This is a genomic window from Kitasatospora sp. NPDC041917 (assembly GCF_055589745.1).
This window is the reverse complement of the sequence record NZ_JBVJBI010000003.1, coordinates 242,305-265,104: the sequence shown is the minus strand read 5'-3', so window position 1 is coordinate 265,104 and position 22,800 is coordinate 242,305. Positions and strand designations below refer to the sequence as shown.

General features: G+C 71.9%; 21 protein-coding genes. 11 read left to right on the top strand and 10 right to left on the bottom strand.

All coding sequences use genetic code 11. The annotated features are described in order from the left end of the window. Positions 1 to 269: 269 nt before the first annotated feature. The 3 genes from ACZ6EM_RS04915 to ACZ6EM_RS04905 are packed head-to-tail and all read left to right on the top strand — an operon-like array spanning position 270 to position 4,595. Positions 270 to 989: an SAVMC3_10250 family protein gene (locus ACZ6EM_RS04915; RefSeq protein WP_401049910.1), complete on the top strand. Its 720-nt coding sequence runs from the start codon at positions 270 to 272 to the stop codon at positions 987 to 989. After that, positions 986 to 3,214 (top strand): AIPR family protein, encoded by a 2,229-nt coding sequence (locus ACZ6EM_RS04910; protein WP_452179879.1) that lies wholly within the window; start codon positions 986 to 988, stop codon positions 3,212 to 3,214. Before ACZ6EM_RS04915 ends, ACZ6EM_RS04910 begins: the two co-directional genes overlap by 4 nt. Further along, the gene (locus tag ACZ6EM_RS04905) at positions 3,192 to 4,595 is read left to right on the top strand and encodes a serine/threonine-protein kinase (RefSeq protein WP_465771690.1); all 1,404 of its coding nucleotides are present in this window, start codon (positions 3,192 to 3,194) and stop codon (positions 4,593 to 4,595) included. The genes ACZ6EM_RS04910 and ACZ6EM_RS04905 overlap by 23 nt, the downstream gene beginning before the upstream one ends. Before the next feature lie 15 nt (positions 4,596 to 4,610). Here the strand turns inward: ACZ6EM_RS04905 and ACZ6EM_RS04900 are convergent, their stop codons facing one another. Beyond that, the gene (locus ACZ6EM_RS04900) at positions 4,611 to 4,988 is read right to left on the bottom strand and encodes an ADP-ribosylation/crystallin J1 (protein WP_401049919.1); all 378 of its coding nucleotides are present in this window, start codon (positions 4,986 to 4,988) and stop codon (positions 4,611 to 4,613) included. A 94-nt stretch (positions 4,989 to 5,082) separates the two neighbouring features. Further along, a complete protein-coding gene (locus ACZ6EM_RS04895) occupies positions 5,083 to 6,270 on the bottom strand; it encodes an acyl-CoA dehydrogenase family protein (RefSeq protein WP_465771689.1) in 1,188 nt (395 codons plus the stop codon). A gap of 173 nt (positions 6,271 to 6,443) precedes the next feature. Between ACZ6EM_RS04895 and ACZ6EM_RS04890 the strand changes: the two genes are divergently transcribed. Then, on the top strand, positions 6,444 to 6,770 hold the full coding sequence (locus ACZ6EM_RS04890) for a hypothetical protein (RefSeq protein ID WP_452179877.1): 327 nt from the start codon (positions 6,444 to 6,446) through the stop codon (positions 6,768 to 6,770). A 121-nt stretch (positions 6,771 to 6,891) separates the two neighbouring features. Here ACZ6EM_RS04890 and ACZ6EM_RS04885 read toward each other — a convergent pair whose 3' ends face one another. Both ACZ6EM_RS04885 and ACZ6EM_RS04880 read right to left on the bottom strand, forming a co-directional pair. Next, on the bottom strand, positions 6,892 to 7,200 hold the full coding sequence (locus ACZ6EM_RS04885) for an AzlD domain-containing protein (RefSeq protein ID WP_401054627.1): 309 nt from the start codon (positions 7,198 to 7,200) through the stop codon (positions 6,892 to 6,894). Further along, positions 7,200 to 7,937, bottom strand: a complete 738-nt coding sequence (locus ACZ6EM_RS04880) for an AzlC family ABC transporter permease (protein ID WP_401054625.1) — start codon at positions 7,935 to 7,937, stop codon at positions 7,200 to 7,202. The genes ACZ6EM_RS04885 and ACZ6EM_RS04880 overlap by 1 nt, the downstream gene beginning before the upstream one ends. Positions 7,938 to 8,264: 327 nt before the next feature. Here ACZ6EM_RS04880 and ACZ6EM_RS04875 point away from each other — a divergent pair, with 327 nt between their 5' ends. Next, the gene (locus tag ACZ6EM_RS04875; protein WP_452179884.1) at positions 8,265 to 8,747 is read left to right on the top strand and encodes a helix-turn-helix domain-containing protein; all 483 of its coding nucleotides are present in this window, start codon (positions 8,265 to 8,267) and stop codon (positions 8,745 to 8,747) included. 31 nt (positions 8,748 to 8,778) lie between these two features. Here the strand turns inward: ACZ6EM_RS04875 and ACZ6EM_RS04870 are convergent, their stop codons facing one another. Beyond that, the gene (locus ACZ6EM_RS04870; protein ID WP_465771688.1) at positions 8,779 to 10,731 is read right to left on the bottom strand and encodes a cholesterol oxidase substrate-binding domain-containing protein; all 1,953 of its coding nucleotides are present in this window, start codon (positions 10,729 to 10,731) and stop codon (positions 8,779 to 8,781) included. A gap of 404 nt (positions 10,732 to 11,135) precedes the next feature. Here ACZ6EM_RS04870 and ACZ6EM_RS04865 point away from each other — a divergent pair, with 404 nt between their 5' ends. Together ACZ6EM_RS04865 and ACZ6EM_RS04860 are read left to right on the top strand one after the other, a co-directional pair. Continuing rightward, positions 11,136 to 11,969, top strand: coding sequence for a carbon-nitrogen hydrolase family protein (locus ACZ6EM_RS04865; RefSeq protein ID WP_452179875.1), 834 nt, complete (start codon positions 11,136 to 11,138; stop codon positions 11,967 to 11,969). Positions 11,970 to 12,162: 193 nt separating this feature from the next. Continuing rightward, complete coding sequence (locus tag ACZ6EM_RS04860) at positions 12,163 to 13,569, top strand: class II fumarate hydratase (protein WP_359900439.1); 1,407 nt, start codon at positions 12,163 to 12,165, stop codon at positions 13,567 to 13,569. A gap of 165 nt (positions 13,570 to 13,734) precedes the next feature. On the opposite strand, the gene ACZ6EM_RS04855 is transcribed toward ACZ6EM_RS04860, so the two are convergent. Beyond that, entirely contained in the window at positions 13,735 to 14,208 is a 474-nt protein-coding gene (locus ACZ6EM_RS04855) for an SPW repeat protein (protein WP_359900437.1), read from the bottom strand. 185 nt (positions 14,209 to 14,393) lie between these two features. Between ACZ6EM_RS04855 and ACZ6EM_RS04850 the strand changes: the two genes are divergently transcribed. Next, positions 14,394 to 14,966: a PadR family transcriptional regulator gene (locus tag ACZ6EM_RS04850; RefSeq protein ID WP_380348343.1), complete on the top strand. Its 573-nt coding sequence runs from the start codon at positions 14,394 to 14,396 to the stop codon at positions 14,964 to 14,966. Positions 14,967 to 15,108: 142 nt separating this feature from the next. Further along, entirely contained in the window at positions 15,109 to 16,824 is a 1,716-nt protein-coding gene (locus tag ACZ6EM_RS04845; RefSeq protein ID WP_465771687.1) for an acyl-CoA dehydrogenase family protein, read from the top strand. 98 nt (positions 16,825 to 16,922) lie between these two features. Here the strand turns inward: ACZ6EM_RS04845 and ACZ6EM_RS04840 are convergent, their stop codons facing one another. The 4 genes from ACZ6EM_RS04840 to ACZ6EM_RS04825 all read right to left on the bottom strand — a co-directional run bounded on the left by ACZ6EM_RS04840 (position 16,923) and on the right by ACZ6EM_RS04825 (position 19,527). After that, positions 16,923 to 17,633, bottom strand: a complete 711-nt coding sequence (locus ACZ6EM_RS04840) for a response regulator (protein ID WP_465771686.1) — start codon at positions 17,631 to 17,633, stop codon at positions 16,923 to 16,925. 336 nt (positions 17,634 to 17,969) lie between these two features. Continuing rightward, positions 17,970 to 18,635, bottom strand: a complete 666-nt coding sequence (locus ACZ6EM_RS04835; protein WP_401046468.1) for a hypothetical protein — start codon at positions 18,633 to 18,635, stop codon at positions 17,970 to 17,972. A gap of 92 nt (positions 18,636 to 18,727) precedes the next feature. After that, positions 18,728 to 19,138, bottom strand: a complete 411-nt coding sequence (locus tag ACZ6EM_RS04830) for a hypothetical protein (RefSeq protein ID WP_465771685.1) — start codon at positions 19,136 to 19,138, stop codon at positions 18,728 to 18,730. Then, positions 19,135 to 19,527, bottom strand: a complete 393-nt coding sequence (locus tag ACZ6EM_RS04825) for a hypothetical protein (protein WP_359900425.1) — start codon at positions 19,525 to 19,527, stop codon at positions 19,135 to 19,137. The genes ACZ6EM_RS04830 and ACZ6EM_RS04825 overlap by 4 nt, the downstream gene beginning before the upstream one ends. A 429-nt stretch (positions 19,528 to 19,956) precedes the next feature. Here ACZ6EM_RS04825 and ACZ6EM_RS04820 point away from each other — a divergent pair, with 429 nt between their 5' ends. Both ACZ6EM_RS04820 and hppD read left to right on the top strand, forming a co-directional pair. After that, a complete protein-coding gene (locus tag ACZ6EM_RS04820) occupies positions 19,957 to 21,318 on the top strand; it encodes a phosphoribosyltransferase family protein (RefSeq protein ID WP_465771682.1) in 1,362 nt (453 codons plus the stop codon). 231 nt (positions 21,319 to 21,549) lie between these two features. After that, positions 21,550 to 22,764, top strand: coding sequence for a 4-hydroxyphenylpyruvate dioxygenase (hppD, locus tag ACZ6EM_RS04815; RefSeq protein ID WP_359900421.1), 1,215 nt, complete (start codon positions 21,550 to 21,552; stop codon positions 22,762 to 22,764). The last annotated feature ends 36 nt before the right edge of the window (positions 22,765 to 22,800 follow it).

Here is a 22,800-nt window from a genome sequence, read left to right as displayed (position 1 = left end):
GGTCGTGCGCACCCGGCCGCGCCCGCCGAGGGCGCCGCCGACCGCGCCATGGTTCACCGACCGCCGTACCGGTCGGCGTCCCACCGCCGAACGTCAGGTGTCCACGAAGTGTCGGACGGGCGCCGGACGGCCCGGCCCGGGTTCGGAGGTCCGACACTCCAGTCACCCGCCGTGTCCCTTCACGGCACCGTCTACCCTGCTTACGCGGAAGCCGGAGAGCCACGGCGAGAGACCGCAGGGGACCAGGATGCAGGGGGACGACAGTGGTGATGCGCGAGGTCATCTATTTGTCAGAGGGAAAGCTCAAGCAGTTCCTGCCGCAACCGAGCCGGTTCTCACGGACCGGCACGATGCAGGTGACCACACCGATCGGAGGCGTCAGCCTCGACGCACCGACCGGCGACAGCGGCCGGGGCGGGCACCGCGAGAGGGTCCTGAAGCAGCTGCGGAAGACGGCCAGACCGTTCACCGCCCCGGACCTGTCCCCCGGCCAATGGGTTCACTTCGAGATGCGGCTGAACTGCGTCACCCTTCGGGACGAGTATCCCGACCTCGTGCTCTTCACGGCCCCGGCCTCCGATGAACAGGAGCACCGGACGGGGTCCGAACCGGCACCGGCCGCACGGCTCCTGCTGCATGGCTCGGTACGTCACTTGCTGGGCAGCGAACCGCAGGTGGTCAACGGTCCCGAGCTGACAGGGTTCGACGGCGGTGCCAGTTACGGAAGGGTCTTCCTCACCTCTGCCGGCCAGGCCGTCTCCGCCCTCGCCGCCGGCCGGCGCACCTCGGGCGCGCCGCACGTCGATCCCGTGAGCCTCCCGGCCGAAGGTGTCCGTCGTCTGCTCAGCAGGATCGACATCGAGAGCGGTGGGCTCGACACGTCCGTACCGATGACCGGCTACGCCCGGGTCACGGTGTCGCTCCCGGGCACCGCAACGGTCCCCGGCTGTCTCGTCGCCTCCCCACTCATCGTTCAGTACTCGGCGTGAGCCGCTCGACCGGACCGTCCGACAACGGCACCGATCAGACCGAACAGGAGACCTCGATGGACTCAGAAGCTACGCCGGGGGAATCCACGTCGATCCAGGTCAGGGTGATCCAGCAGGCGCTGACCCAGGAGTTCGGGCCGTACATCGACTTCGGCGATCCGCGCTCCGGCACGGCGCACCACCGGTCCGCCTTCCACTCCCGGGCACTGGCGGCGAAGGCTGTCGCGCTGCTGACCGAGTGCGGTCCCGAGGAGGCCGCGAAGTCCCTCATCGACGGTCCCGATGACCACGGGATTGACGCCGTCGCGCTCTCCCCGGCCGGACAGGAGGTGTGGCTGGTTCAGGCCAAGTGGAGCGACCACGGCCGGGCCCTGCCGTCCGAGGAGAACGTCCTGAAGCTCCTATCCGGTCTCGAACTCATCGTCAACCGTGCGTACGGGAGGTTCAACGCGCGGTTCCAGCAACTGGCCGACCGTGTCGACGAGGTCCTCGCTTCACCGTACGGCCGGATCCACCTGGTCCTCGCGTTCACGGGGGAGGAACGACAGCTGGCGACGGCGAAGGAGCTCCTGTCGTCCGCGGTCGAGAGGTTCGGACTCCTCGGCGACGTCCTGGACATCCACACTCTGAATCTGGCCGACTTCCACATGGCGGCCCGGAACACCATCACCCCACCCATCACTCTGACCGTCACCCTCTCCGACCGGTGGCACCAGGCGGCCGGCGCCTACCCCGCGATCGCCGGCACCGTGGCCGCCGATGAGCTGGCGCGCTGGTACCAGGCCCATGGCCTGCGGCTGTTCGAGCGCAATCTTCGTGGCTACCTCGGAAGAACCGCCGTCAACCAGGCCATCGTCGACACGCTCGTCGAGACGCCGGAACACTTCATGTACTTCAACAACGGAGTGACGGTGCTCTGCGACGACATCCGCGCTTCGTACTTCGCCCGCCGTATCGAAGGCCACCCGGTGCAGCTGGAGTTGTCCGACGCCCAGGTCGTCAACGGCGCGCAGACCGTGGTCTCCGCGTTCCATGCCTTCGAGCAGAACCCCGATTCGGTCACCCAGGCCAACGTCATGGTCCGTGTGATCGGCCTCAGGAACGCGCCCGAGGGACTGGCGCGGCGGATCACCGAGTCGACCAACACCCAGAACCGGATGGAGCCGAGGGACTTCATCGCGCTCGATCCCCGTCAGTCCGTGATCCGGGACGACTTCGCGGCCTCGCTCGGGAAGTCCTACGTCTACCGGCGAGGTGACCTCATGCCGTCGCCTGCCGCCGGCTGCTCGGTGACCGAGGCCGCAACCGCCCTCGCCTGTGCCCACCCCGACGCCGGACTCGTCGCCCACCTCCGTCGCGACCACGACTACCTGTGGCGCGAGGCCCCGGAGGGCGCGTACACGCTGCTGTTCGGCGAGCGCCCGAGTGCCCAGCAGATCTGGCGGTCGGTGCTGCTGACGCGGGCAGTCGGCGAGGCGCTGGAGGATCTCGTCGCCAATGCGTCCGAGCGTGCGCGGGCCCTGGCGAGGTCCGGGAGGTTGCTGATCTCGCACATCGTCTTCCAACTGCTCGACGACGACATCGACGAGCTGGACGACGAATGGGAGGAGCGCTTGAGGACGGTGTTGCGCCGCCTGCCCGGTCTGCTCACCGTCCTGCTGGAGCTCTCGACCACGCACTTCGGCAGATCTGCGTTGATCTCGGTCACCATGAGCAGCGCGCAGCGGTGCCGATGGCTTGCGGAGACGGCGCTACGCAGGCTCAAGGACGGCACCGCCGTCCCCCCGCACCCCGACCTCTCCGCTCCGGCGCCCCGACGACCCCGCCGACCCAATTCGGTTCCCCTGCTGGTCGATCACCAGCGCATCCCGGATGGGGCTCAGCTCATCTACGTCCCGATCGGCGCCGAGGCACGCGCTGTCGAGGAGTGGTTGAACGATGACCCGTCCCGGTTCCTCGCCACCTGGGTCAACGACCGGCGCAAGCCTCTGGTCTGGGCGTTCGACGGAGAGCTCCACTCACCGACCGGCTTGGTCCACCGGATCTGGGAGGCCGCCGGATGGGCGCAGGCTCCCGTCGCTGTGCAGGGGACGAACCGTTGGCTCCTGCCGGGCGAGGGCACGCTCGCCGAACTCGCCGCCGAGATCCAGGCCACGGCCGAGGCTCGAACGACGGCCGAGGACAGGGCCGGGGCCGACGCGGATGATCACGACAGTGCGGACTGAGCCTCGACCGGGCGGCGGACGCTACGAGCGGCGCGGCCGGCTCGGAGCCGGCAGCATGGGCCAGGTCTGGCACGCCTACGACCACCAGGAACAACGGGACGTCGCACTCAAGATCATCCAGCCGCGGTACATCGCCCCCGTCACCGATCCCGCCGAACTCGCCGAGTGTCTCGAACGGTTCCGCCGCGAGGCCGAGATCCTCACCCGTCTGCACCATCCCGGGATCCCGACCTTCTACGACGCCGGACTCGATCCCGATACGGACGACCACTACGTGGCCATGGAACTTGTGCTCGGGGAGGACCTTTCCCGACGGAGTCGCCCCGCCCTCCCCATCGCCGAGATCGTCTCAATCGCCGTCCAGTTGTGCGACATCCTCGCCCACCTGCACTCCGTTCCCGTCATCCACCGCGACATCAAGCCCGCAAACATCATGCTCACCGACGACCGGAAGGTCATGCTGCTCGACCTCGGTGTGGCGCGGACCTTCGAGAAGGAGCGGTGGGGGCTCACCCAGCAGGGGCAGGTCCTGGGAACCTTCAGCTACCTGGCACCGGAACAGCAGCCTGACACCGGCCGTCCGATCAGCCCGCGTAGCGACCTCTATGCGCTGGCCTGCGTCCTGTACGAACTCCTCACCGGGGAGCCGCCGTTCACCGGAAGCATGTCCAAGCTCATTCACGACCACTGGCACACTGCGCCCGTACCGCCGCGCGACAGACGACCGGACACGCCACCACCCCTGGAAGACGTGATCCTGAAGTCCCTGGCCAAGCTCCAGTCCGCTCGCCCCTCCTCCGCACGTCAGATCCGCGAGTTGCTCGCCCCGCTACTCCAGGAGAACCCGGCCTCGCTCGCCCTCACGGGACACGTCGCACCTGGTGAGTCCGGCGAACCGGACAGCCCCTTCGGTGAAGCACCTCCACCCCCCGCCGAAGAACAACTCGTCCGGGCACGCGCGTTGTTCGACTCGGGCGAATACGGCCACGCTCGAACCGTGTTCACCGGCCTGGCGCGCCGATTCGCAACCATGGGCGCCCACGGCGTCGACCCGGCCGCCGAATGCCGGGCCGATGCCGCACACTGTGACATGTGGCTGGGGGAACACGCGCGAGCACGCGCCGAGTTCCGGGCTCTCGCCGAGGAGCTCGGTTCCCGACGGGAACCGCACGACAGTCTGCTCCTACGTGTCAGACGCCAGATCGCATCGACGTCCATGGCGTTGGGCGATCTGCCCTCCGCACTCATGGAGGCCGTCGACCTCCACGGCGTCATCAAGGCGGCGGGTTCACCCGGATCGTCCGAACTCTTCGAGGTGGAACGACTGCTGAAGGCCATCAGGGATGAACTGACCCGCAGGCCGCGACCGTGGCAGCCGTGACACCGACCGGCCGCCTCACGGCTGCGGGCGGAACTCGTGGACGACCTCGATGCGGCCGACGATGTGCCGGTTGAACTCGTCCAACTCCTCTGCGGGCACCCAGAGTTCGAGGATCGTCCGGCCGCCCGCCCGCTGAACGGGGTAGCGCGCGAGGAAGGCGGTGTCGACCTCGAAGCGGGTGACGTAGCCGACGCCCGAGGCGGGCACGTTCCAGTCCCGGGCGATCCGGATCGCGTAGTCCTCGTTGAGGACGGGGTAGAAGATCGGCTGCTCGGGGAGGCGGGGCGGCCAGGCGCGCCGGTCCGCGGCCTCGACCAGGGCGAGCCCCTCGGGGCCGGTGGGGCGCCAGAGGGTGGTGGTCGGGGGCTGCGTCGGGACGAACCGGCTGGTCATGGCAGGGACGGTAGCCGGGCCACGACGGGCCCGACCACCGGTTTTCCCGGGCCGCGAGGGACGACGAGATGCGGCGAGGGCGGACGGGCGGCCGTCAGCGGTAGGCGGACTCGCCGGTGATGGCCTCGCCGAGCACCAGGGTGTGGATCTCGCTGGTGCCCTCGTAGGTGAGCACCGATTCCAGGTTGTTGGCGTGCCGCAGCACCGGGTACTCGGTGGTGATGCCGTTGGCCCCGAGGACGGTCCGGGCACTGCGGGCGATCTCCAGGGCGGTGCGGACGTTGTTGAGCTTGCCGAAGCTGATGTGCGGCGGGCGGGCGGCGCCCTGCTCCTTGAGCCGCCCGATCCGCAGGGCGACCAGGTACGCCTTCTCGACCTCCAGCATCATCTCGACCAGCTTCTGCTGGGTCAGCTGGAAGCCCGCGATCGGACGGTCGAACTGGATCCGGATCTTGGCGTAGTCCAGGGCGGAGGTGTAGCAGTCGCGAGCGGCGCCGACGGTGCCCCAGAGGATCCCGTAGCGGGCCTCGTTGAGGGAGGAGAGCGGTCCGCGCAGGCCGACCACCCCGGGCAGCACGGCGTCGGCGGGCAGCACCACGTCGTCGAAGGCCAGCTCGCTGGTGACGGAGGCACGCAGCGAGAGCTTGCCGTGCACATCGGTGGCGGTCAGGCCGCGGGCGCCGCGCTCGACGAGGAAGCCGCGCACGCCCTCCTCGGTCTGCGCCCAGACCACGGCGACGTCGGCGATGCTGCCGTTGGTGATCCACATCTTGCTGCCGGACAGCACCCAGTCGCCGCCCTCACCGCCCTTGCGCACCGCCCGGGTACGCATGTTGGCCGGGTCCGAGCCGAAGTCCGGCTCGGTGAGGCCGAAGCAGCCGATCAGCTCACCGGCGGCCATGCCGGGCAGCCAGCGCTGCTTCTGCTCCTCGGAGCCGAAGGCGTGGATCGAGCGCATGGCGAGCGAGCCCTGGACGGAGACGAAGCTGCGCAGCCCGGAGTCGGCCGCCTCCAGCTCCATGCAGGCCACCCCGTACGCCACCGCGTCGGCGCCGGCGCAGCCGTAGCCGTCGAGGTGCATGCCGAGCACGCCCAGGGCGCCGAGCTCGGGGGCGAGTTCGCGGACCGGGAAGACCCCGCGCTCGAACCACTCGCCGATGTGCGGGCGGATGCGCTCCTCGGTGAACCGGCGGACGGTGTCGCGGATCAGCCGCTCCTCGTCGGAGAGCAGATCGCCGACGGCGAGCAGGTCGGACGGGTCGATCCGGGTCGGCTTCGTCACTGAAGCTCCTTGTACTCTCGGCGGGACACCGGCGGAATACCGGCGAGTATTCCGCACCCGGCCGGGTGGTGGGCGGGCGTGAACGAGTGAGGATGGCGACACGTCCGACGGCGCGCCCGAGGGCGCGTACGGCCGAGCGGAAGCGAACCGGAGGAGAAGGGGCGGGGCAGGACATGGCACGTTGGGCGCTGGTCGTCGAGGAGACCGTGGGCATGGGCCAGGATCGGATCTGGGGGAGCAAGGTGCTCGCCGAGGTCGAGGGGACCCGCGAGGAGGCCGTCGAGGAGCTGAGGCGGCTCGTCCCCTCCTACACCCCGGAGCACCCCTTCAACAGTCGACGGCGGACGCTGCTCCGCGACGGGGACACCTACCTGCTGATCGCCCAGGGGAGCATGCGCGACTACCACTGCGTGTTCAAGGTGTGGGAGCTGCTGTGGGACAGCAAGCGGCCGGAGGTGCAGGCGGAGCGACTGGTCGAGAGGCCCGGGGAAGGCCGCTGAGGGCGAACGGACGACAGCCGACGAGCACCGGTTCACAGATCACAGATCACAGCCGCCGGATCACAGCCGACAGCCGACAGCTAACGGATAACAGCTGACAGATTTCACACTCTGTCAGCTGTTATCCAACCCCACAGAGCCGCAGCAGCGCCGTGGTCGCCGCACCCGCGACGACCACCAGCGGGAACGGTGCCCGGCACAGCGCGAGCACTCCCGCGACCAGTACGCCCGCCGGGCGGGCCCACCCCGCGAAGCCGTGCCCCTGGGTCAGCGCGCCGGTCGTGACCAGGGCCACCAGCAGCACCGCCGCCGCGACGGCCAGCAGGTGCCGCAGCCGCTCCGAGAGGGCGAGCCGACCGGCGAGCAACGGCCCGGCCAGTCGGTAGGCGTACGTTCCGGCCGCGAGCAGCAGAACGGCGTACAGCGGCATCATCGGACCTTCGCCTTCTCCTCGTCCGCGGCATTCGGTCCGTCCGCCGCCTTCCGACCCGACTCCCCAGCCGCCGGCCGACCGGCGAACACCAGCCCGACCAGGGCGAGCAGCACCGGCAGCCCGGCGGGGACGAACGGGGTCGCCGCGACCGCGACCACCGCGCCCGCCACCGCCGCCGTACGGGTGCGGCGGTCCGCGAGCGAGGGCAGGACGAGCGCGAGCAGCACCGCGGGGAAGGCCGCGTCCAGGCCGAACGCGTCCGTGTCACCGATCAGCCCGCCCGCGAGGGCGCCGAGCAGCACCGAGACGTTCCAGACCACGAACAGGGCGACCCCGCAGAGCCAGTACACGGCCCGGCGCCGACGGGGATCGCTCTGCTGCAGGGCGAAGGCGACGGTCTCGTCGGTGAGCAGTTGCGCTCCCACCAGCCGCCGCCACCACGGGCCGTCGGGCACGTCGGCCACGGTGAAGCCGAAGGGCAGCAGCCGGGCGTTGAGCACCAGTCCGGTGGCGACCGCGGCGAGGGCGCCGCCGCCGGAGAGCACCACGCCGACCGCCGCGAACTGGGAGCCGCCGGCGAAGACCAGGACGGAGAGGGCGATCGGCACCCAGAGGGGCAGGCCCCCGGAGACGCTGATCGCGCCGAAGGACGCGCCGACCAGGGCATCGGCCAGGCAGACCAGGGCGACGTCCCGGAGGGTGGCACGCTCCAGTGTTCGAAGTAGCGAACGCATGTTCATTAGAGTGAACCGACTCGACGTCGTTCGTCAAGGCGAACACTCGGACCGATCGGGCGAACGGCGGCCGATGCGACCGGCCGTGGCAGCATGAACGGCGACATCGGCCGCACCGGCGGCCATGGAAGGGGCCAGGAGGAACCGTGAGTGGCGAGCATGAGTGACCAGAGCACCCCGGCCACGGACTCCGGCGGCTCCGGCGGCTCCGACGGTTTCGGCCGCTCCAGCAGCAGCGGCAGCGGCAGCGGCGCCAACGGCGGCGGCGAGCTGATCGGCCAGATCGCCGCCTCGATCAGGCGCGAACGCGAGCGCAGCGGGCTGTCGATGGCCGAGCTGGCCCGGCGCGCGGGCATCGCCAAGTCCACGCTATCCCAGCTGGAGTCCGGCGCCGGCAACCCCAGCGTGGAGACGCTCTGGGCGCTCGGCGTCGCACTGAACGTGCCGTTCAGCCGACTCGTCGACCCGCCGCGCCCGGCGGTCAAGGTGATCCGGGCCGGCGAGGGCCCGGTGACCCACTCCGAGCGCGCCGACTACGCCGCCACCATGCTCTCCTCCTGCCCGCCCAACGCCCGGCGCGACATCTACCGGATCGAGGCGCAGCCGGATGAGACCAGGGCCTCCGATCCGCACATGCCCGGCACCGTCGAGCACGTGCTGATCGGTGCCGGGCGGGCGCTGGTCGGGCCGACGGAGGCACCGGTGGAGCTGGGCCCGGGCGACTACGTGAGCTACCCGGGCGACACTCCGCACGTCTTCCGCGCCCTGGCTCCGGACACCCTCGCGGTAATCGTCATGGAGCACATATGACGACTCGTCGGGACTGACAGGAAGGGGCCTCCTACTTCAACAGCCCGTCCAGGAACGGGTTTCCGAAGACCCGGTGCGGGTCGTGGCGGTCCAGGACGGCGACCGCCTCGTCCCAGCCGGGCCCGCCGCCAGCCCGCAGACTGTCCGGAACGACCCGGCCGAGCAGGTCGGGGTCGGACCAGGCGGCGGCGTCGGTGTACGCCCAGCCCTTGGACCACTCGACCCGCAGGCCCGCCCGGGAGCCGTCGAAGGTGCGCAGCAGCCACTGCTCCAACTCCCGCGCGAAGCGCTCCAGTCCGGGGGTGCCGGGGAAGGCGAGGACGTCCAGCCAGACGGCCGTGTCCCACTCCGGGCGGTCGGCGCGCGGTCGCAGCGCGGACAGCAGCGGGGGCCGGGCGCCGGGGACGCCGCAGGAGGCCGGGTCGTCCAGGCCAGTGACCCGGATCTCCACCGCGCCGTTCACCGGGAACTCGCCCCGGGCCTGGTAGGAGGCGAGCAACTCCCGGTAGTAGGCGGCGAATTCACTCACCGCCCACTGGAGGTCGGCTCGCTTGAGGAGGATCGCGTAGCCGTTGGCGGTGACTCGCAGGGTGGTCGGGCGGACGTACTGGAGCAGGGTGCGCGAGGGTCCCCAGAGGTCGGACCGCAGTCCGCCCGCGAGCAGGTGGGTGAGCACCTCGCCGCTGAGCAGTCGGCGCAGCAGGGCGCCGGAGAGCAGGACTTCGGTGATGTCACCGGTGAGTCCCACCTTCGTGACCAGGTACTGGAGTTGGCCGAACAGCGGGGCCGAGGCCCAGGCGCCGGTGACGATCTCGCCGGCGAGCCGGGCGACCGGTTCCGGAAGGCTGTCCGAGAACGGGTAGTTGTACGGGTGGTCGACGGACAGGGAGGCGAGCGGCTTGCTCGGGGTGACGCTCCAGGTCTTGAGCCAGGGGTACTCGGTGTAGGCGAACCAGATCGCCTCTACCCGACCGTCGCGTTCCACGAAGTCGGCGAGGGTACGCGGGCCTCCTCCGCTCCCGAGGACACCGCCCAGCACTCCCCCGAGCACTCCGCCGAGCCCCCCGCCCCCGCCGGTACCCGCACCGGACCCGGTGCCGGCGCCTGTTCCGGTTCCCGTTCCGGCCCCGGGGCGGGCGAAGAGCTCGCTCGCCGGGATGTCGAGTCGGCTGACGCAGCGCAGCGGCCGGTCGGCGCCGGCCCGCAGCACCACCTCAGTCAGGAAGGCTCGGCCGAGGTGGACCAGGAAGGCGGCGCTGTCGGCCTCGGAGCGGTCGAAGGTCCGCAGCGTGTAGCGGCCGGTGGCCGGGTCGAGGACGACGGCGGTGAGCCGGACGACCTGGTTGCTGACCGATCCGTAGCCGTGCCCCTCCGGTCGCACCTCCCCTGCGGCCGGGACAGCGGTGCCGTGGCCGCCGATGGCGAGTACACCGCCTACGGTGATCTCGCCGGGGGCCGGGCAGGCGGTCAGGCCGAGACCGCGGTCGGCGAGGTGGGCGAGCAGGGCCTCCATGGTGGCGCCGGTCTGCACCCGGACGGTGTCGGGCGAGTCGGCGCCGATGGCGGTGAGGTGCCGACTGGTGTCCACCAGCAGCACCCTGGCGCTCTCCGGGGTCCCGGCGGCGACGGTGAGCGGTGCCCAGGTGTGCCGGTACCCGGTGGCGCGCAGCCGCCAGCCGTTGGCGTGCGCCCAGTCGGCGAGGGCCGGGACCTCCTCGGGGGTGCGGGGCGCGCAGGTCCACAGCTGGTCGGTGCGGATCTCGCCGGACCAGTTCTGGAAGACCCGCTGGTAGAGCTCGGTGCCGGGGGGCAGCGCGGGTGGTACGGGCGCGGCGGCCTCGGCGCTGTCCGGGCCGATGGTGCCGCGCAGCAGCCAGGCCGCACCGCCGAGCGCCGCCGACGCACCCAGCAGCTGCCGCCGGGTGAGACCGCCGGGGGCGGTCTTCGCCGAGGTCTTCGCCGGAGCGTCCGTCGCGGCGCCCACCGGGACATTCAGTGGGGTCGTCCCCTCCCGTGCCGCTCCGTCACCCGTTCCGCCCATCGGGCCGTGTCCTGTGGTCATCCGTCCGTCCGCCCCCTCGTCCTGGTCCCCCGGGCCGAGCTGCGCCGATCCGGGTCCGGCCGGAGTCCGCCCGGCCCGGTCTGGAGCGTATGAAGGGGCGCACGGCAGTTTGAAGCACCCGCCGGGGATCTCACTCCTTCGAGTGAGATCGGCCCGATCGGCCCCGGGAGCCCCGTCCACCTGCACCGCTCCTCGTCCCGGCTCCGTTGCCCACCTCCTCGGCGGGCGCATAGGTTGATCACGATCACGGTTGATCACGATCACCCCGCCCCGCCCCGCCCCGCCCCGCCCCGCCCCGCCCCGCCCCGCCAGCCGGAGGCTCCGCCATGCCCTCGTCCACGCCCTCACCCGAGTCCTCGCACGCCGACTCGCCCGCGGACTCGCGACCGGACTCGGCTACGGACTCGGCCTCCGCCCCGTCCGCGAACCCGCCCGCCCGCGGAGCCCTGACCGTCGCCGTCGCCCAGCCCGTCTGCGCCGCCGCCGGCCGTCCGGACACCGTGTCCGAGAACGTCGCCCTGCACGCCGAGGCGGTGCGGAAGGCGGGCACCCGGCTGGTGGTGTTCCCCGAGCTGTCGCTGACCGGCTACGACCTGACCGCACCGGCCGTCGACCCGGCGGACGCCCGGCTCGCGCCGCTGGTGGCCGCCTGCGCCGCGACCGGCGCCGTCGCCCTGGTCGGGGCGCCCGTCACCGAGGCCGACGGGCGCGAGTCCATCGCCACGCTGGTGGTCACCGGGCAGGGCGCCGAGGTCGCCTACCGGAAGATGCGCCTGCACGGCGCCGAGGTCGAGCGCTTCGCCCCCGGCGGGAAGCCCGTCGTCCTGGAGCTGGACGGCCTGCGACTCGGCCTCGCCGTCTGCGCGGACGCCGCCGACCCGGCGCACGCCGAGGAGACCGCCGCGCTCGGCATCGACGCCTACGTCGCCTCCACCCTCTACGGGCCCGGCACCGCCCAGGCGGAGCGGCGGGACGGCCACGTCCGCGACCGGGCCGCCGCCCACGGGGTGTGGTGCGTGCTCGCGACCTGTGCCGGGGCGACCGGCGAGTACCCGGACAGCTCGGGCGGCTCCGGCGTCTGGGCCCCGGGCGGCGAGCTCGTCGTCCAGGCCGGTACCGGCCCGGGCGAGCTGGTCCGCGCCGAGCTGCCCCGCCGGTAGGAGCCGAGCCGGGGCCGGAAACCGGGCCGCACCGGCCGCCGGCACCCGGCCCCGTACCGAAACGAAACGGAACGGAAGGGAACGGAACGGAACCGGATCACCCCGACCGGAAATACCCGGGCCTCGTTCGCGGCTGTGCTGACCGAAGATCCGTTCCGGGCCGGTCGGGCCCGTACAGGAGGTGCAGCGCGCGATGGGTGGCGAGCAGGAGAAGGCGCAGGAGTACCGGATCGAGCACGACTCGATGGGCGAGGTCCGGGTGCCGGCCGACGCGAAGTGGCAGGCGCAGACGCAGCGGGCGGTGGAGAACTTCCCGGTGTCCGGCCAGCGGCTGGAGCGGGCGCACATCGCCGCACTGGCCCGGATCAAGGCCGCCGCGGCCCGGGTGAACGCCCGGCTCGGGGTGCTGGACGAGGAGACGGCGGAGGCGATCGCGGCCGCCGCCGAGGAGGTCGCGGAGGGGCGCTGGGACGACCAGTTCCCGGTGGACGTGTTCCAGACCGGCTCGGGCACCTCGTCCAACATGAACACCAACGAGGTGATCGCCACCCTGGCCGGGGAGCGGTTGGGCCGACCGGTCCATCCGAACGACCACGTCAACGCCAGCCAGTCGTCCAACGACGTCTTCCCGTCCTCGATCCACATCGCCGCGACCGCCGCCGTCACCCATGACCTGGTCCCGGCGCTGGAGCACCTCGCGGAGTCGCTGGAGCGCAAGGCCGCCGAGTTCGCCCGGGTGGTCAAGTCGGGCCGCACCCACCTGATGGACGCCACGCCCGTCACGCTCGGCCAGGAGTTCGGAGGCTACGCGGCCCAGGTGCGGCACGGGCGGGAGCGACTGCTGGCCACCCTGCCCCGGGTGGCCGAACTCCCGCTCGGCGGGACGGCGGTGGGCACCGGCATCAACACCCCGCCCGGTTTCCCGGCGGCCGTCATCGCGGAGGTCGCCCGCGCCACCGACCTGCCGCTGACCGAGGCCAGGAACCACTTCGAGGCGCAGGGCGCGCGGGACGCCCTGGTCGAGTTGAGCGGTCAGCTGCGCACGGTGGCGGTGGGCTTCACGAAGATCGCGAACGACCTGCGGTGGATGGGCTCCGGGCCGCGCACCGGGCTCGGCGAGATCAACCTGCCGGACCTCCAGCCCGGTTCGTCGATCATGCCGGGCAAGGTGAACCCGGTGTTGCCCGAGGTGGTGCTGATGGTCGCCGCCCAGGTGGTGGGCAACGACGCGACGGTCACGCTGGCGGGCGCGAGCGGCAACTTCGAGCTGAACGTGATGCTCCCGGTGATCGCCCGCAACGTCCTGGAGTCGGTGCGGCTGCTCGCCAACAGTGCCCGGCTGCTGGCCGACCGGACGGTGGACGGAATCACCGCCAACGTGGACCGGGCCCGGGAGTACGCGGAGTCCTCGCCCTCGGTGGTGACCCCGCTGAACCGCTACATCGGATACGAGGAGGCCGCGAAGGTCGCCAAGCAGTCGCTGGCCGAACGCAAGACGATCCGTCAGGTGGTTCTGGAGCGCGGCTACGTCGAGCAGGGCAGGCTCACCGAGGAGCAGCTGGACGAGGCTCTGGACGTGCTGCGGATGACCCACCCCTAGCGGGTCGGAGCCGGGTCGGAGCCGGGTCGAAATCGGGCCGGAACGTGCCGGGCCCGCGCCCGGGTCACGCCTCGGGCGCGCCTTGGGTGTTCGCGCCTCGGGCTCGCGCCGGGGCGCGGGGGGCACTCGCGCCCTCCGCGCCCCGGTCACGGGCTGCGGGGAAGATCAGCCCTTCGCGCGGCCGGCCCGGCCGCGCCGCATCGACGCCCCGTTCGACGTCATGGTCGCCATCGAGATCGCCGCGAGGCCGAGCAGGAACATCACGGCGCCCACGATGATGCAGGTCACGATGTTCTTGCCGTGCGCGACGGACCCGGAGACGACCCACGGGGAGATGATCGTCCAGACACCGAGCGCAGCGGCCGCCCAGGCCCGGGCGTGGGTGCGTTCGTAGGCCGATCCGTAGCCGGCCATCAGGGCCGTGTAGGCCAGACCCACGATCAGGCAGGTCACGGTCAGGGTGCTGTACGCGGTGAAGCCGACGATCCATGGCGATGCCGCCAGGAAGAGACCGGCCAGGACGGCCAGGGCTTCGACGCCCTGGGCGCGGGGGGTCGAGGTGACCCGCTCGTAGCGTTCGCGGAGTTCGACGATGTCCGGATGGTGCTCCATGCCCGTCGTCGGGATATGGGTTGCCACCGATACCACCTCCTGTGGTCGGAACCGGTAAGGCGCTTGCCCCGTACCCATTCTGGCGCTTATCCAAGGTTTTGCACCCGATAGTCCGGAATGACCGATAACCATCCGGTCACGCCGGTGACCTGCGTCTCAACCGTCCGGGCCGCCATTGCCTATGCAACTCGTTGCATAGCAGGATGCGGGCCATGGCACTGGAGCACGCGATCCTCGTCTCGCTGCTGGAGCAGCCCGGCTCCGGCTACGAGCTGGCCCGGCGCTTCGACCGCTCGATCGGACGCTTCTGGACCGCCACCCACCAGCAGATCTACCGGGTGCTGCGGCGGATGGAGGCGGACGGCTGGGTGGCCGCGCAGGAGGTCCCCCAGGACGGGCGCCCGGACAAGAAGGTCTACTCGGCGGCCGGGGCCGGACGGGCCGCGCTGGCCGGCTGGCTGCGCGAACCGGTCGAGCCGGAGACCGTCCGGCACGAACTCGCGGTCAAGATCCGGGCCGCCGCCTTCGACGACCCGGCCGCGCTGGTCTCCGAGGTGGAACGGCACCGCGAGAGCCATGCCGCCCTGCTCGCCCGCTACCTGCACGGCGAGCAGCGCGACTTCCCCGACACCACCGCACTCGATGCGCACGAGCAGCTGCAGCACGTGGTGCTGCGCGGCGGCATCGAGTACGAGCGGATGACCCTCGCCTGGCTCGACGACGTGCTCGCCACCCTGCGCCGCCTCTCCGCCGACGGCGGACGGCGACCGACGGATGACGACTGACGACTGACAGATGACGGCCGACGACTGACAGATGACGGCCGACGGATGACAACTAACAGAGTTTGAAATCTGTCACCCGACTACTGTCGCCCGAACCCTGTCACCCGCCCTCTTCACACCCTCGACCCCCGGGAGCCCCTCGATGCTCTTCAACCCGCGCAACTACGACCCCGAACAGTTCGACGAGCCGACCCGCCGACTGCTGCGCGCGACGGTGGACTGGTTCGAGTCCCGCGGCAAGAAGGCGCTGATCGACACCTACATCGACCGCAGCTGGTACGCCGACTTCCTGGACTTCGCCGCGAAGGAGGGCCTCTTCGCGGAGTTCCTGACCCCCGCCGCGGCCGACCCCGACAAGCGCTGGGACACCGCGCGGATCGCCGAGCTGAACGAGATCCTCGGCTTCTACGGCCTCGGCTACTGGTACACCTGGCAGGTCACCATCCTGGGCCTCGGCCCGGTCTGGCAGAGCGAAAACGAGGCCGTCCGCGCCCGCGCCGCCCAGCTCCTCGCGGACGGCCACGTGATGGCCTTCGGCCTCTCCGAGCGCACCCACGGCGCCGACATCTACTCCACCGACATGATCCTCACCCCGGACGGCGAGGGCGGCTTCACCGCGACCGGCTCGAAGTACTACATCGGCAACGGCAACGTGGCCGGCCTGGTCTCGGTGTTCGGCCGCCGCTCGGACGTCGAGGGCCCGGAGGGCTACGTCTTCTTCGCCGCCGACAGTCGCCACGACGCGTACCACCTGGTCAAGAACGTGGTGAACGCGCAGATGTACGTCAGCGAGTTCCGCCTGGAGGACTACCCGGTGGGCGCCAAGGACGTGCTGCACACCGGCCAGGCCGCCTTCGACGCCGCGCTCAACACCGTCAACGTCGGCAAGTTCAACCTCTGCACCGCCTCGATCGGCATCTGCGAGCACGCGATGTACGAGGCCGTCACGCACGCCCACAACCGGGTGCTGTACGGCAAGCAGGTCACCGACTTCCCGCACGTCAAGCGGGAGTTGACCGACGCCTACGTCCGCCTGGTGGCGATGAAGCTGTTCAGTGCCCGGGCGGTGGACTACTTCCGCAGCGCCTCCCCCGAGGACCGCCGCTACCTGCTGTTCAACCCGATGACCAAGATGAAGGTCACCACCGAGGGCGAGAAGGTCATCGACCTGATGTGGGACGTCATCGCCGCCAAGGGCTTCGAGGCGGACACCTACTTCGACAAGGCCGCGAAGGACATCCGCGGCCTGCCGAAGCTGGAGGGCACCGTCCACGTCAACCTGGCGCTGATCCTCAAGTTCATGGGCAACTACCTGTTCGCCCCGGCCGACTACGCCCCGGTGCCGAGCCGCGTGGACGCCGCCGACGACGCCTTCCTGTTCCGGCAGGGCCCGGCCCGCGGCCTCGGCGCGATCCGCTTCCACGACTGGCGCACCGCCTACGACCGCCACGCCGAGCTGCCCAATGTCGCCCGCTTCCGCGAACAGGCCGACGGCTTCTGCGAGTTGCTGCTCCAGAACGCGCCGAGCAAGGAGCAGCAGGCCGACCTGGACTTCCTGCTGGAGATCGGCCAGCTGTTCGCGCTGATCGTCTACGGCCAGCTGGTGCTGGAGCAGGCCGAGCTGACCGGTCTGGCCGCCTCCGAGCACGGCGGCGACGTGCTGGACCGGGTCTTCGACGCGCTGGTCCGCGACTTCTCCGCGCACGCCACCGAGCTGCACGGCAAGGCCTCGGCCACCGAGCAGCAGGCCGCCTGGGCACTCGCGAACGTGCGTCGCCCGGTCGCCGACCCGGCGCGGGACGCGCGGGTGTGGACGCAGGTCGAGTCGCTCTCCGGCACGTACGAAATGCGGCCGTGAGCGGGATGCAGCCGTAGGGCGGGGACGGCAGGACTCCGGGGGTGCCGGTCGGCGGACCGGCACCCCCGGTTCACAGCTCCCCGCTCACGACACCCGGTTCACCTCTCCGGGGTGGCCCGGTCGTCGCCGAGACCCATGTCGCGGGCCCGGGCGACCGCCTCGGCGCGCGTCGCGACGTGCAGCTTCTCGAAGATGTGGGTGATGTGGTTGCGGACGGTCTTCTCCGCGACCACCAGCTCCCGGGCGATCCGCCGGTTGTCCAGCCCGCGCGCGACCAGGTCCAGCACCTCGGCCTCCCGGGCGGTGAGTTCGGGGAAGAGCTGTCCCGCCTCGCGCATCTTCGCCCCGGCCAGCAGGACGGTGATCCGTCCCGCCACCTCGCCGCCGAACACCGCGCCGCCCGCCGCGACCGTCCGCACCGCGTGCAGCACCTCCTCCCGCCCCGCTCCCTTGACCAGGTAGCCGCGCGCGCCGGCCTGGAGGGCCGCGAGCAGGTTTCCGTCGTCGTCCGACATGGTCAGCATCAGCACCGGCGGCGGCGCCTCCTGGGTGGCGAGCTGCCGGACGGCCTCCAGCCCGGAGCCGTCGGGCAGCGAGAGGTCCATGATCACCACGCTCGGGCGGTACCGGGCGACCGCCTCCGGGACATCGGCGACCCGCTCGGCCTCGGCGACCACGAGGACACCCTCGGCGCTCTCCAGTGCCGCCCTGAGCCCCTCCCGGAAGAGGGGGTGGTCGTCGACGATCAGCACACGGACGGCCGGAGTGCCACCCGGATCCACAGGCGCCAACGGCTGTTCTTCATCCACCCGGCCGACACTATCAGCGGCGATCACGTGACTTTCCGTGACGTGCTCGTGAAGTCCTCAGCGTGTCGGGGCGGGAACGGGCCGGGAAGGGCCGGGAAGGGCCGGGAAGGGCCGGGAAGGGCCGGGAAGGGCCGGGAGGAGCCGGGAGGAGCCGGGGCCCGACCGCTCCGGCTCACGTCGGGACGGGATTCGAGACCGGGCCCCGGCCGCCCGGGACACCGGGCCGTCGAAACCGGATCCTCACCCGGTACACGCCGCGGGCCGGCGTCCGCACGCGCGGACGCCGGCCCGTCGACCTTCCTTTCGCGTGACCGATCACGGTCGAGCGCTCCGGTCTCAACCCTGCGGACCGGTCTGCCCCGAGCGCACGGGCCGGCCGTCCCATTCCGGCCCCAGAGCGGCGCCGGGTGCGCCGACGCGGCCCAGCACGGCGGTGACCGGTCCACGCCGGCCGGCCCGCAGGCCGTACCGCTCCCCCGCCCGGACGTAGACCAAGTCGCCGGAGAGCAACAGGACTTCACCCAGCTCTCCGAGGAAGGCCGCGGCCCCGGTGAGAACCACCAGGAAGGCGTCGGCGGCCCGGTCCGTGTACGGTCCGCAGGTTCCGCACGGGTCGAGCCGCGCGGTGCCCACCTCCACCTGCCGCCGGCTCGCGGCGGGCGCGGAGTCCGACCGCTGGGCCGGGATGGCGGCCCGGGGCGGAACGGGCCTGACCGTGAGCACGGTGGTCGGCGTGCCTCGGACGGCGGAGATCCGGCAGGAGGTTCCGGGGCGGTGGTGCAGCGCCTCGCCCGGGGAGAGGATCCGGCCGGCCGCGAACAGCCGACCGGAGAGCACCACGGTCACCGACTCGACCGATTCGTACGGGAGTTGCTCGATCCGGACGCCCGGCGGCAGCGCCTCGACGGTGAGTCCGGCGCGGACGGCCGGCCGCTGCTCCGGATCGATCAGCCGCTGGAACGCGGGCGCGGTGCGGGGGACGGCAGCGGGGACGAGGATCACGAGTGGTCACCTCCGAGAGGAACTGGAGGACAGGCAGGATTGGCAGCGCCGGTCAGCGCCGGTCAGCGCCTGTCAGGGCCGACCAGCCCCGGTCAGGGCCGGTCGCGGCGGGCGGCACGGCGCCGGGCCAGGGCGGCCCGGGTGCCGGCGGTGTGTCGGGGAACGGCGAGTGTCAGGCAGAGCAGTTCCGTGCCGAGCGGCCCGGCTTCCAAGTGCAGGGCGCGGCCGCGGCGGGCCAGCAGCAGGTCTCCCTCGGAGGCCAAGTGATCCGGTTCGTCGGACAGTCGGCCGACGACGGCGGCGCCGCGCAGCACGTGCAGGACGGTCTCGGTGTCGGGCCGGCCCGGGAGGACGTGGTGGGCGCCCGGGCTCAGCCGCAGGTGGTCGAAGGCCTCGCAGGCAGTGGCGAGCATCGGGCTCCGGGCGAGGGAGCGGATCCGTACGCGCTCGCCGTTCGGGCCGATGACGACCATGGCCGCGCCGGTGTCGGTGGTGACGATCACCTGGGGTCACCTTCTTCGGGAGAGGCTTCGGAGCGGTGGACGGAGGGAGCGGGGACGGTGAGCAGGGCATGGAAGTACTCCAGCCCGGCCGTCCCGGCGGTCAGGACGGTCCGCGAACCGAGCGGCAGCACGACCGCGGTGCCCTCGACCAGCGGCAGGCCGGCGTCGGCGCGCTCCGGATGGTCCGGGTGCACGGCGCCCTCGGGCAGTTCGGCGAGCCCGGAGCCGGCGGTGACGTAGAGCGCGTGCTCGATGCCGTCGGCGGCCAGCTCGGTGCGGTGGCCCGGGTCGAGTCGTTGCAGGCCGACACCACGCAGCGGTCCGGCGAGCAGGCGGCCGGGGTCGACGGCGCCTCGGCGGCGCAGGTCGGTGATGACGGTGCCCGACATGACGGGCTCCTTCCGGTCGCGGGCGGGCTCTGCGGTCCGCCTCTGCGATCCACGGTGCGCCACCCGCTGTCCCGGCCACACGGGGGTGTCGTCCTGTCCGGCTCCCGGCCCGATCCCGGCCCGATCCCGACCTGATCCCGACCTGATCCCGACCTGATCCCGACCTGATCCCGCCCCGGTTCCCGGCCCGATCCCGGCCTGGATCCCGGTCCGATCCCGACACCGTCCCGGCCCGCCCCACCTGCGGTCCCCGCCCACCGTCCCGACCCGCGATTCCGTCCTGCTCCCGTTCTGCTCCCTCCTGGTCCGGACCGGTTCCCACCCCCGCGCGCCGCCCCGCGCGGTGACCTGCGCACGCACCCGGACGCCCCCTCCCGCGAACGCCCCGCGCCGACCGGAACGACGTACGGTGGAACCGGAGGCCGTGTCATGCACGTCACCGGAACCCACTTCACCCGCTTCGCCGACCGCACCGAGGCGGGCCGTCGGCTGGCCGCCCGCCTGGGCCACCTGGCCGGCCCCGACACCGTGATCGTGGCGCTGCCGAGGGGCGGCGTACCGGTGGCCGCCGAGGTCGCCGCAGTGCTCGGCGCGCCGCTGGACATCTGCGTGATCCGCAAGCTTGGCGTGCCCTACCAGCAGGAGCTCGGCATGGGGGCGATCGGCGAGGGCGGCGTCCGGGTGCTGAACGACCAGGTCATCCGGTTCTCCGCGGTCACCGACGAGCAACTGGCCGAGGTGGAGCGGCGCGAGCGCGCCGAGCTGGCGCGCCGGGCCCGCCGCTACCGGGGCGACCGGCCGCCCGCCGATCTGCGCGGACGCACGGTGGTCGTGGTGGACGACGGCATCGCCACCGGGTCCACCGCCCGGGCGGCCTGCCGGATCGTCCGGGAGCGGGGCGCCGCCCGGGTGGTGCTGGCGGTGCCGGTCGCGCCCGCGGACTGGGCCGAGCGGCTCGACGAGGTCGCCGACGAGATGGTCTGCGTCGACACGCCGTCCCCGTTCTACGCGATCGGCGAGTTCTACGCCGACTTCACGCAGACCGGGGACGAGGAGGTGCTGCGGCTGCTGACCGAGGCCGGCGGCGACCCGCCCGCGGCCTCCGCCGGGGTCGACCGCGAGCTGCCGCTGCCCGTCGCCGGGGTCCGCCTCGCGGGCCGGCTGACCGTCCCGGCCGGCGCGCGCGGGGTCGTCGTCTTCGCGCACGGCAGCGGCAGCGGCCGGCACAGCCCGCGCAACCGGCACGTCGCCGAGTACCTGAACCGCACCGGGCTGGCCACGCTGTTGTTCGACCTGCTCACCGAGGCCGAGGAGCCCGACCGGCGGAACGTGTTCGACGTGGCGCTGCTGGGCGGCCGGCTGACCGCCGTCGCCCGGCGGCTGGGCGCGGCACAGAGCGGCCCGGACGCCGCCGTGCCCGAGACGCTGGGCCTGCCGCTCGGGCTGTTCGGCGCGAGCACCGGCGCCGCGGCCGCGCTGCACACCGCCGCCGAGCTGGGCCCGGCGGTGCGCGCCGTGGTCTCCCGGGGCGGTCGCCCGGACCTCGCCGCGCCCGACACGCTGGCCCGGGTCCGAGCTCCGACGCTGCTCGTCGTCGGCTCCCTGGACCCCACCGTGCTCGACCTCAACCGGCGGGCCCGGAGCCGGCTGCGCTGCGAGACCGGGCTCGCGGTGGTGCCGCACGCGAGCCACCTGTTCGAGGAACCGGGGACGCTGGACCGGGTCGCCGAGCTGGCCTCGGACTGGTTCCTCCGCCACCTCCCCCGCCCCGTCGGCCCCGGAAGTACGTGACCGTCCCATTGCGCAGACTTCGGGCATCGTCCCCGGTCAGCAGCACATTTTGCGCAGCCGACAGCGGGATTTTCTGATCAGCTTGTACACATTGAGCAGTCAAAATCCGACCTGTTGCCCAACCACCCCGACAGGAGCAAGCTCTCCGCAACCACACCGCCCACCCGTACGCGGTGCGGTCGCGATCCAGCGGAAGCCTCGACGGCGAGGCCCGAAGTGGAGGAACGAGCGATGACCCCGCAGACCCACGCCCTTGAGCTGACCCCCGAGGAGCGCGAGGCCGGTCTTGACGCCGACCAGCTGCGCCGCCTCGTCGGCCTCGTCGAGCACGACGCCGCCGCCGACCCGTTCCCCGTGACGGCCCAGGACGCGGTCGTCTTCGTGGTCGGCAACGCCACCCAGACGGCCCATTTCTACCAGGTCGTCTTCGGCATGGAGCTGGTCGCCTACTCCGGCCCGGAGACCGGCCGTCGGGACCGCAAGGCGTACGTGCTCCGCTCCGGCTCCTGCCGCTTCGTGATCAAGGGCGGTGTCCAGCCGGGCAGCCCGCTGCTGGACCACCACCGCCGCCACGGCGACGGCGTCGTCGACCTCGCCCTGGAGGTCCCGGACGTGGACAAGTGCATCGAGCACGCCCGCGCGTCCGGCGCCACCGTGCTGGAGGAGCCGAACGACGTCTCGGACGAGAACGGCACCGTGCGCCGCGCGGCCATCGCCACCTACGGCGAGACCCGCCACACCCTGATCGACCGCTCCCGCTACCACGGCCCGTACCTGCCGGGCTACGTCGTCGCGGCGAGCAGGGTGACCCACCCCGAGGGCTCGCCCAAGCGCCTCTTCCAGGCCCTCGACCACGCCGTCGGCAACGTCGAGCTCGGCCGGATGGACGAATGGGTGTCGTTCTACAACCGCGTCATGGGCTTCGTGAACATGGCCGAGTTCGTCGGCGACGACATCGCCACCGAGTACTCCGCGCTGATGTCCAAGGTCGTCGCCAGCGGCAACCACCGGGTGAAGTTCCCGCTCAACGAGCCGGCCGTCGCCAAGAAGAAGTCCCAGATCGACGAGTACCTGGAGTTCTACACCGGCCCCGGCTGCCAGCACATGGCGCTCGCCACCAACGACATCCTCACCACCGTCGACGTGCTGCGCTCGCGTGGCGTGGAGTTCCTCAACACCCCCGACGCGTACTACGACGACCCGGAGCTGCGCGAGCGGATCGGCAAGGTGCGCGTGCCGATCGAGGAGCTGAAGAAGCGCGGCATCCTGGTCGACCGCGACGAGGACGGCTACCTGCTGCAGATCTTCACCAAGCCGGTCGGCGACCGCCCCACCGTCTTCTACGAGTTCATCGAGCGGCACGGTTCGCTCGGCTTCGGCAAGGGCAACTTCAAGGCGCTCTTCGAGTCCATCGAGCGCGAGCAGGACCGACGCGGCAACCTGTGAGCGTCCGACGGCTCCGACGAGCCGGTTCCCGGCGGG

What these genes read in the sequence shown, in the direction of transcription:
- ACZ6EM_RS04905 (WP_465771690.1), top strand. Translation starts at nt 3,192, where the DNA reads ATGATCACGACAGTGCGGACTGAGCCTCGACCGGGCGGCGGACGCTAC.
- ACZ6EM_RS04890 (WP_452179877.1), top strand. Translation starts at nt 6,444, where the DNA reads ATGGCACGTTGGGCGCTGGTCGTCGAGGAGACCGTGGGCATGGGCCAG.
- ACZ6EM_RS04900 (WP_401049919.1), bottom strand. Translation starts at nt 4,988, where the DNA reads ATGACCAGCCGGTTCGTCCCGACGCAGCCCCCGACCACCACCCTCTGG.
- ACZ6EM_RS04915 (WP_401049910.1), top strand. Translation starts at nt 270, where the DNA reads ATGCGCGAGGTCATCTATTTGTCAGAGGGAAAGCTCAAGCAGTTCCTG.
- ACZ6EM_RS04825 (WP_359900425.1), bottom strand. Translation starts at nt 19,527, where the DNA reads ATGTCGGGCACCGTCATCACCGACCTGCGCCGCCGAGGCGCCGTCGAC.
- ACZ6EM_RS04885 (WP_401054627.1), bottom strand. Translation starts at nt 7,200, where the DNA reads ATGCCGCTGTACGCCGTTCTGCTGCTCGCGGCCGGAACGTACGCCTAC.
- ACZ6EM_RS04850 (WP_380348343.1), top strand. Translation starts at nt 14,394, where the DNA reads ATGGCACTGGAGCACGCGATCCTCGTCTCGCTGCTGGAGCAGCCCGGC.
- ACZ6EM_RS04880 (WP_401054625.1), bottom strand. Translation starts at nt 7,937, where the DNA reads ATGCGTTCGCTACTTCGAACACTGGAGCGTGCCACCCTCCGGGACGTC.
- ACZ6EM_RS04860 (WP_359900439.1), top strand. Translation starts at nt 12,163, where the DNA reads ATGGGTGGCGAGCAGGAGAAGGCGCAGGAGTACCGGATCGAGCACGAC.
- hppD (WP_359900421.1), top strand. Translation starts at nt 21,550, where the DNA reads ATGACCCCGCAGACCCACGCCCTTGAGCTGACCCCCGAGGAGCGCGAG.
- ACZ6EM_RS04865 (WP_452179875.1), top strand. Translation starts at nt 11,136, where the DNA reads ATGCCCTCGTCCACGCCCTCACCCGAGTCCTCGCACGCCGACTCGCCC.
- ACZ6EM_RS04875 (WP_452179884.1), top strand. Translation starts at nt 8,265, where the DNA reads ATGGCCGAGCTGGCCCGGCGCGCGGGCATCGCCAAGTCCACGCTATCC.
- ACZ6EM_RS04820 (WP_465771682.1), top strand. Translation starts at nt 19,957, where the DNA reads ATGCACGTCACCGGAACCCACTTCACCCGCTTCGCCGACCGCACCGAG.
- ACZ6EM_RS04845 (WP_465771687.1), top strand. Translation starts at nt 15,109, where the DNA reads ATGCTCTTCAACCCGCGCAACTACGACCCCGAACAGTTCGACGAGCCG.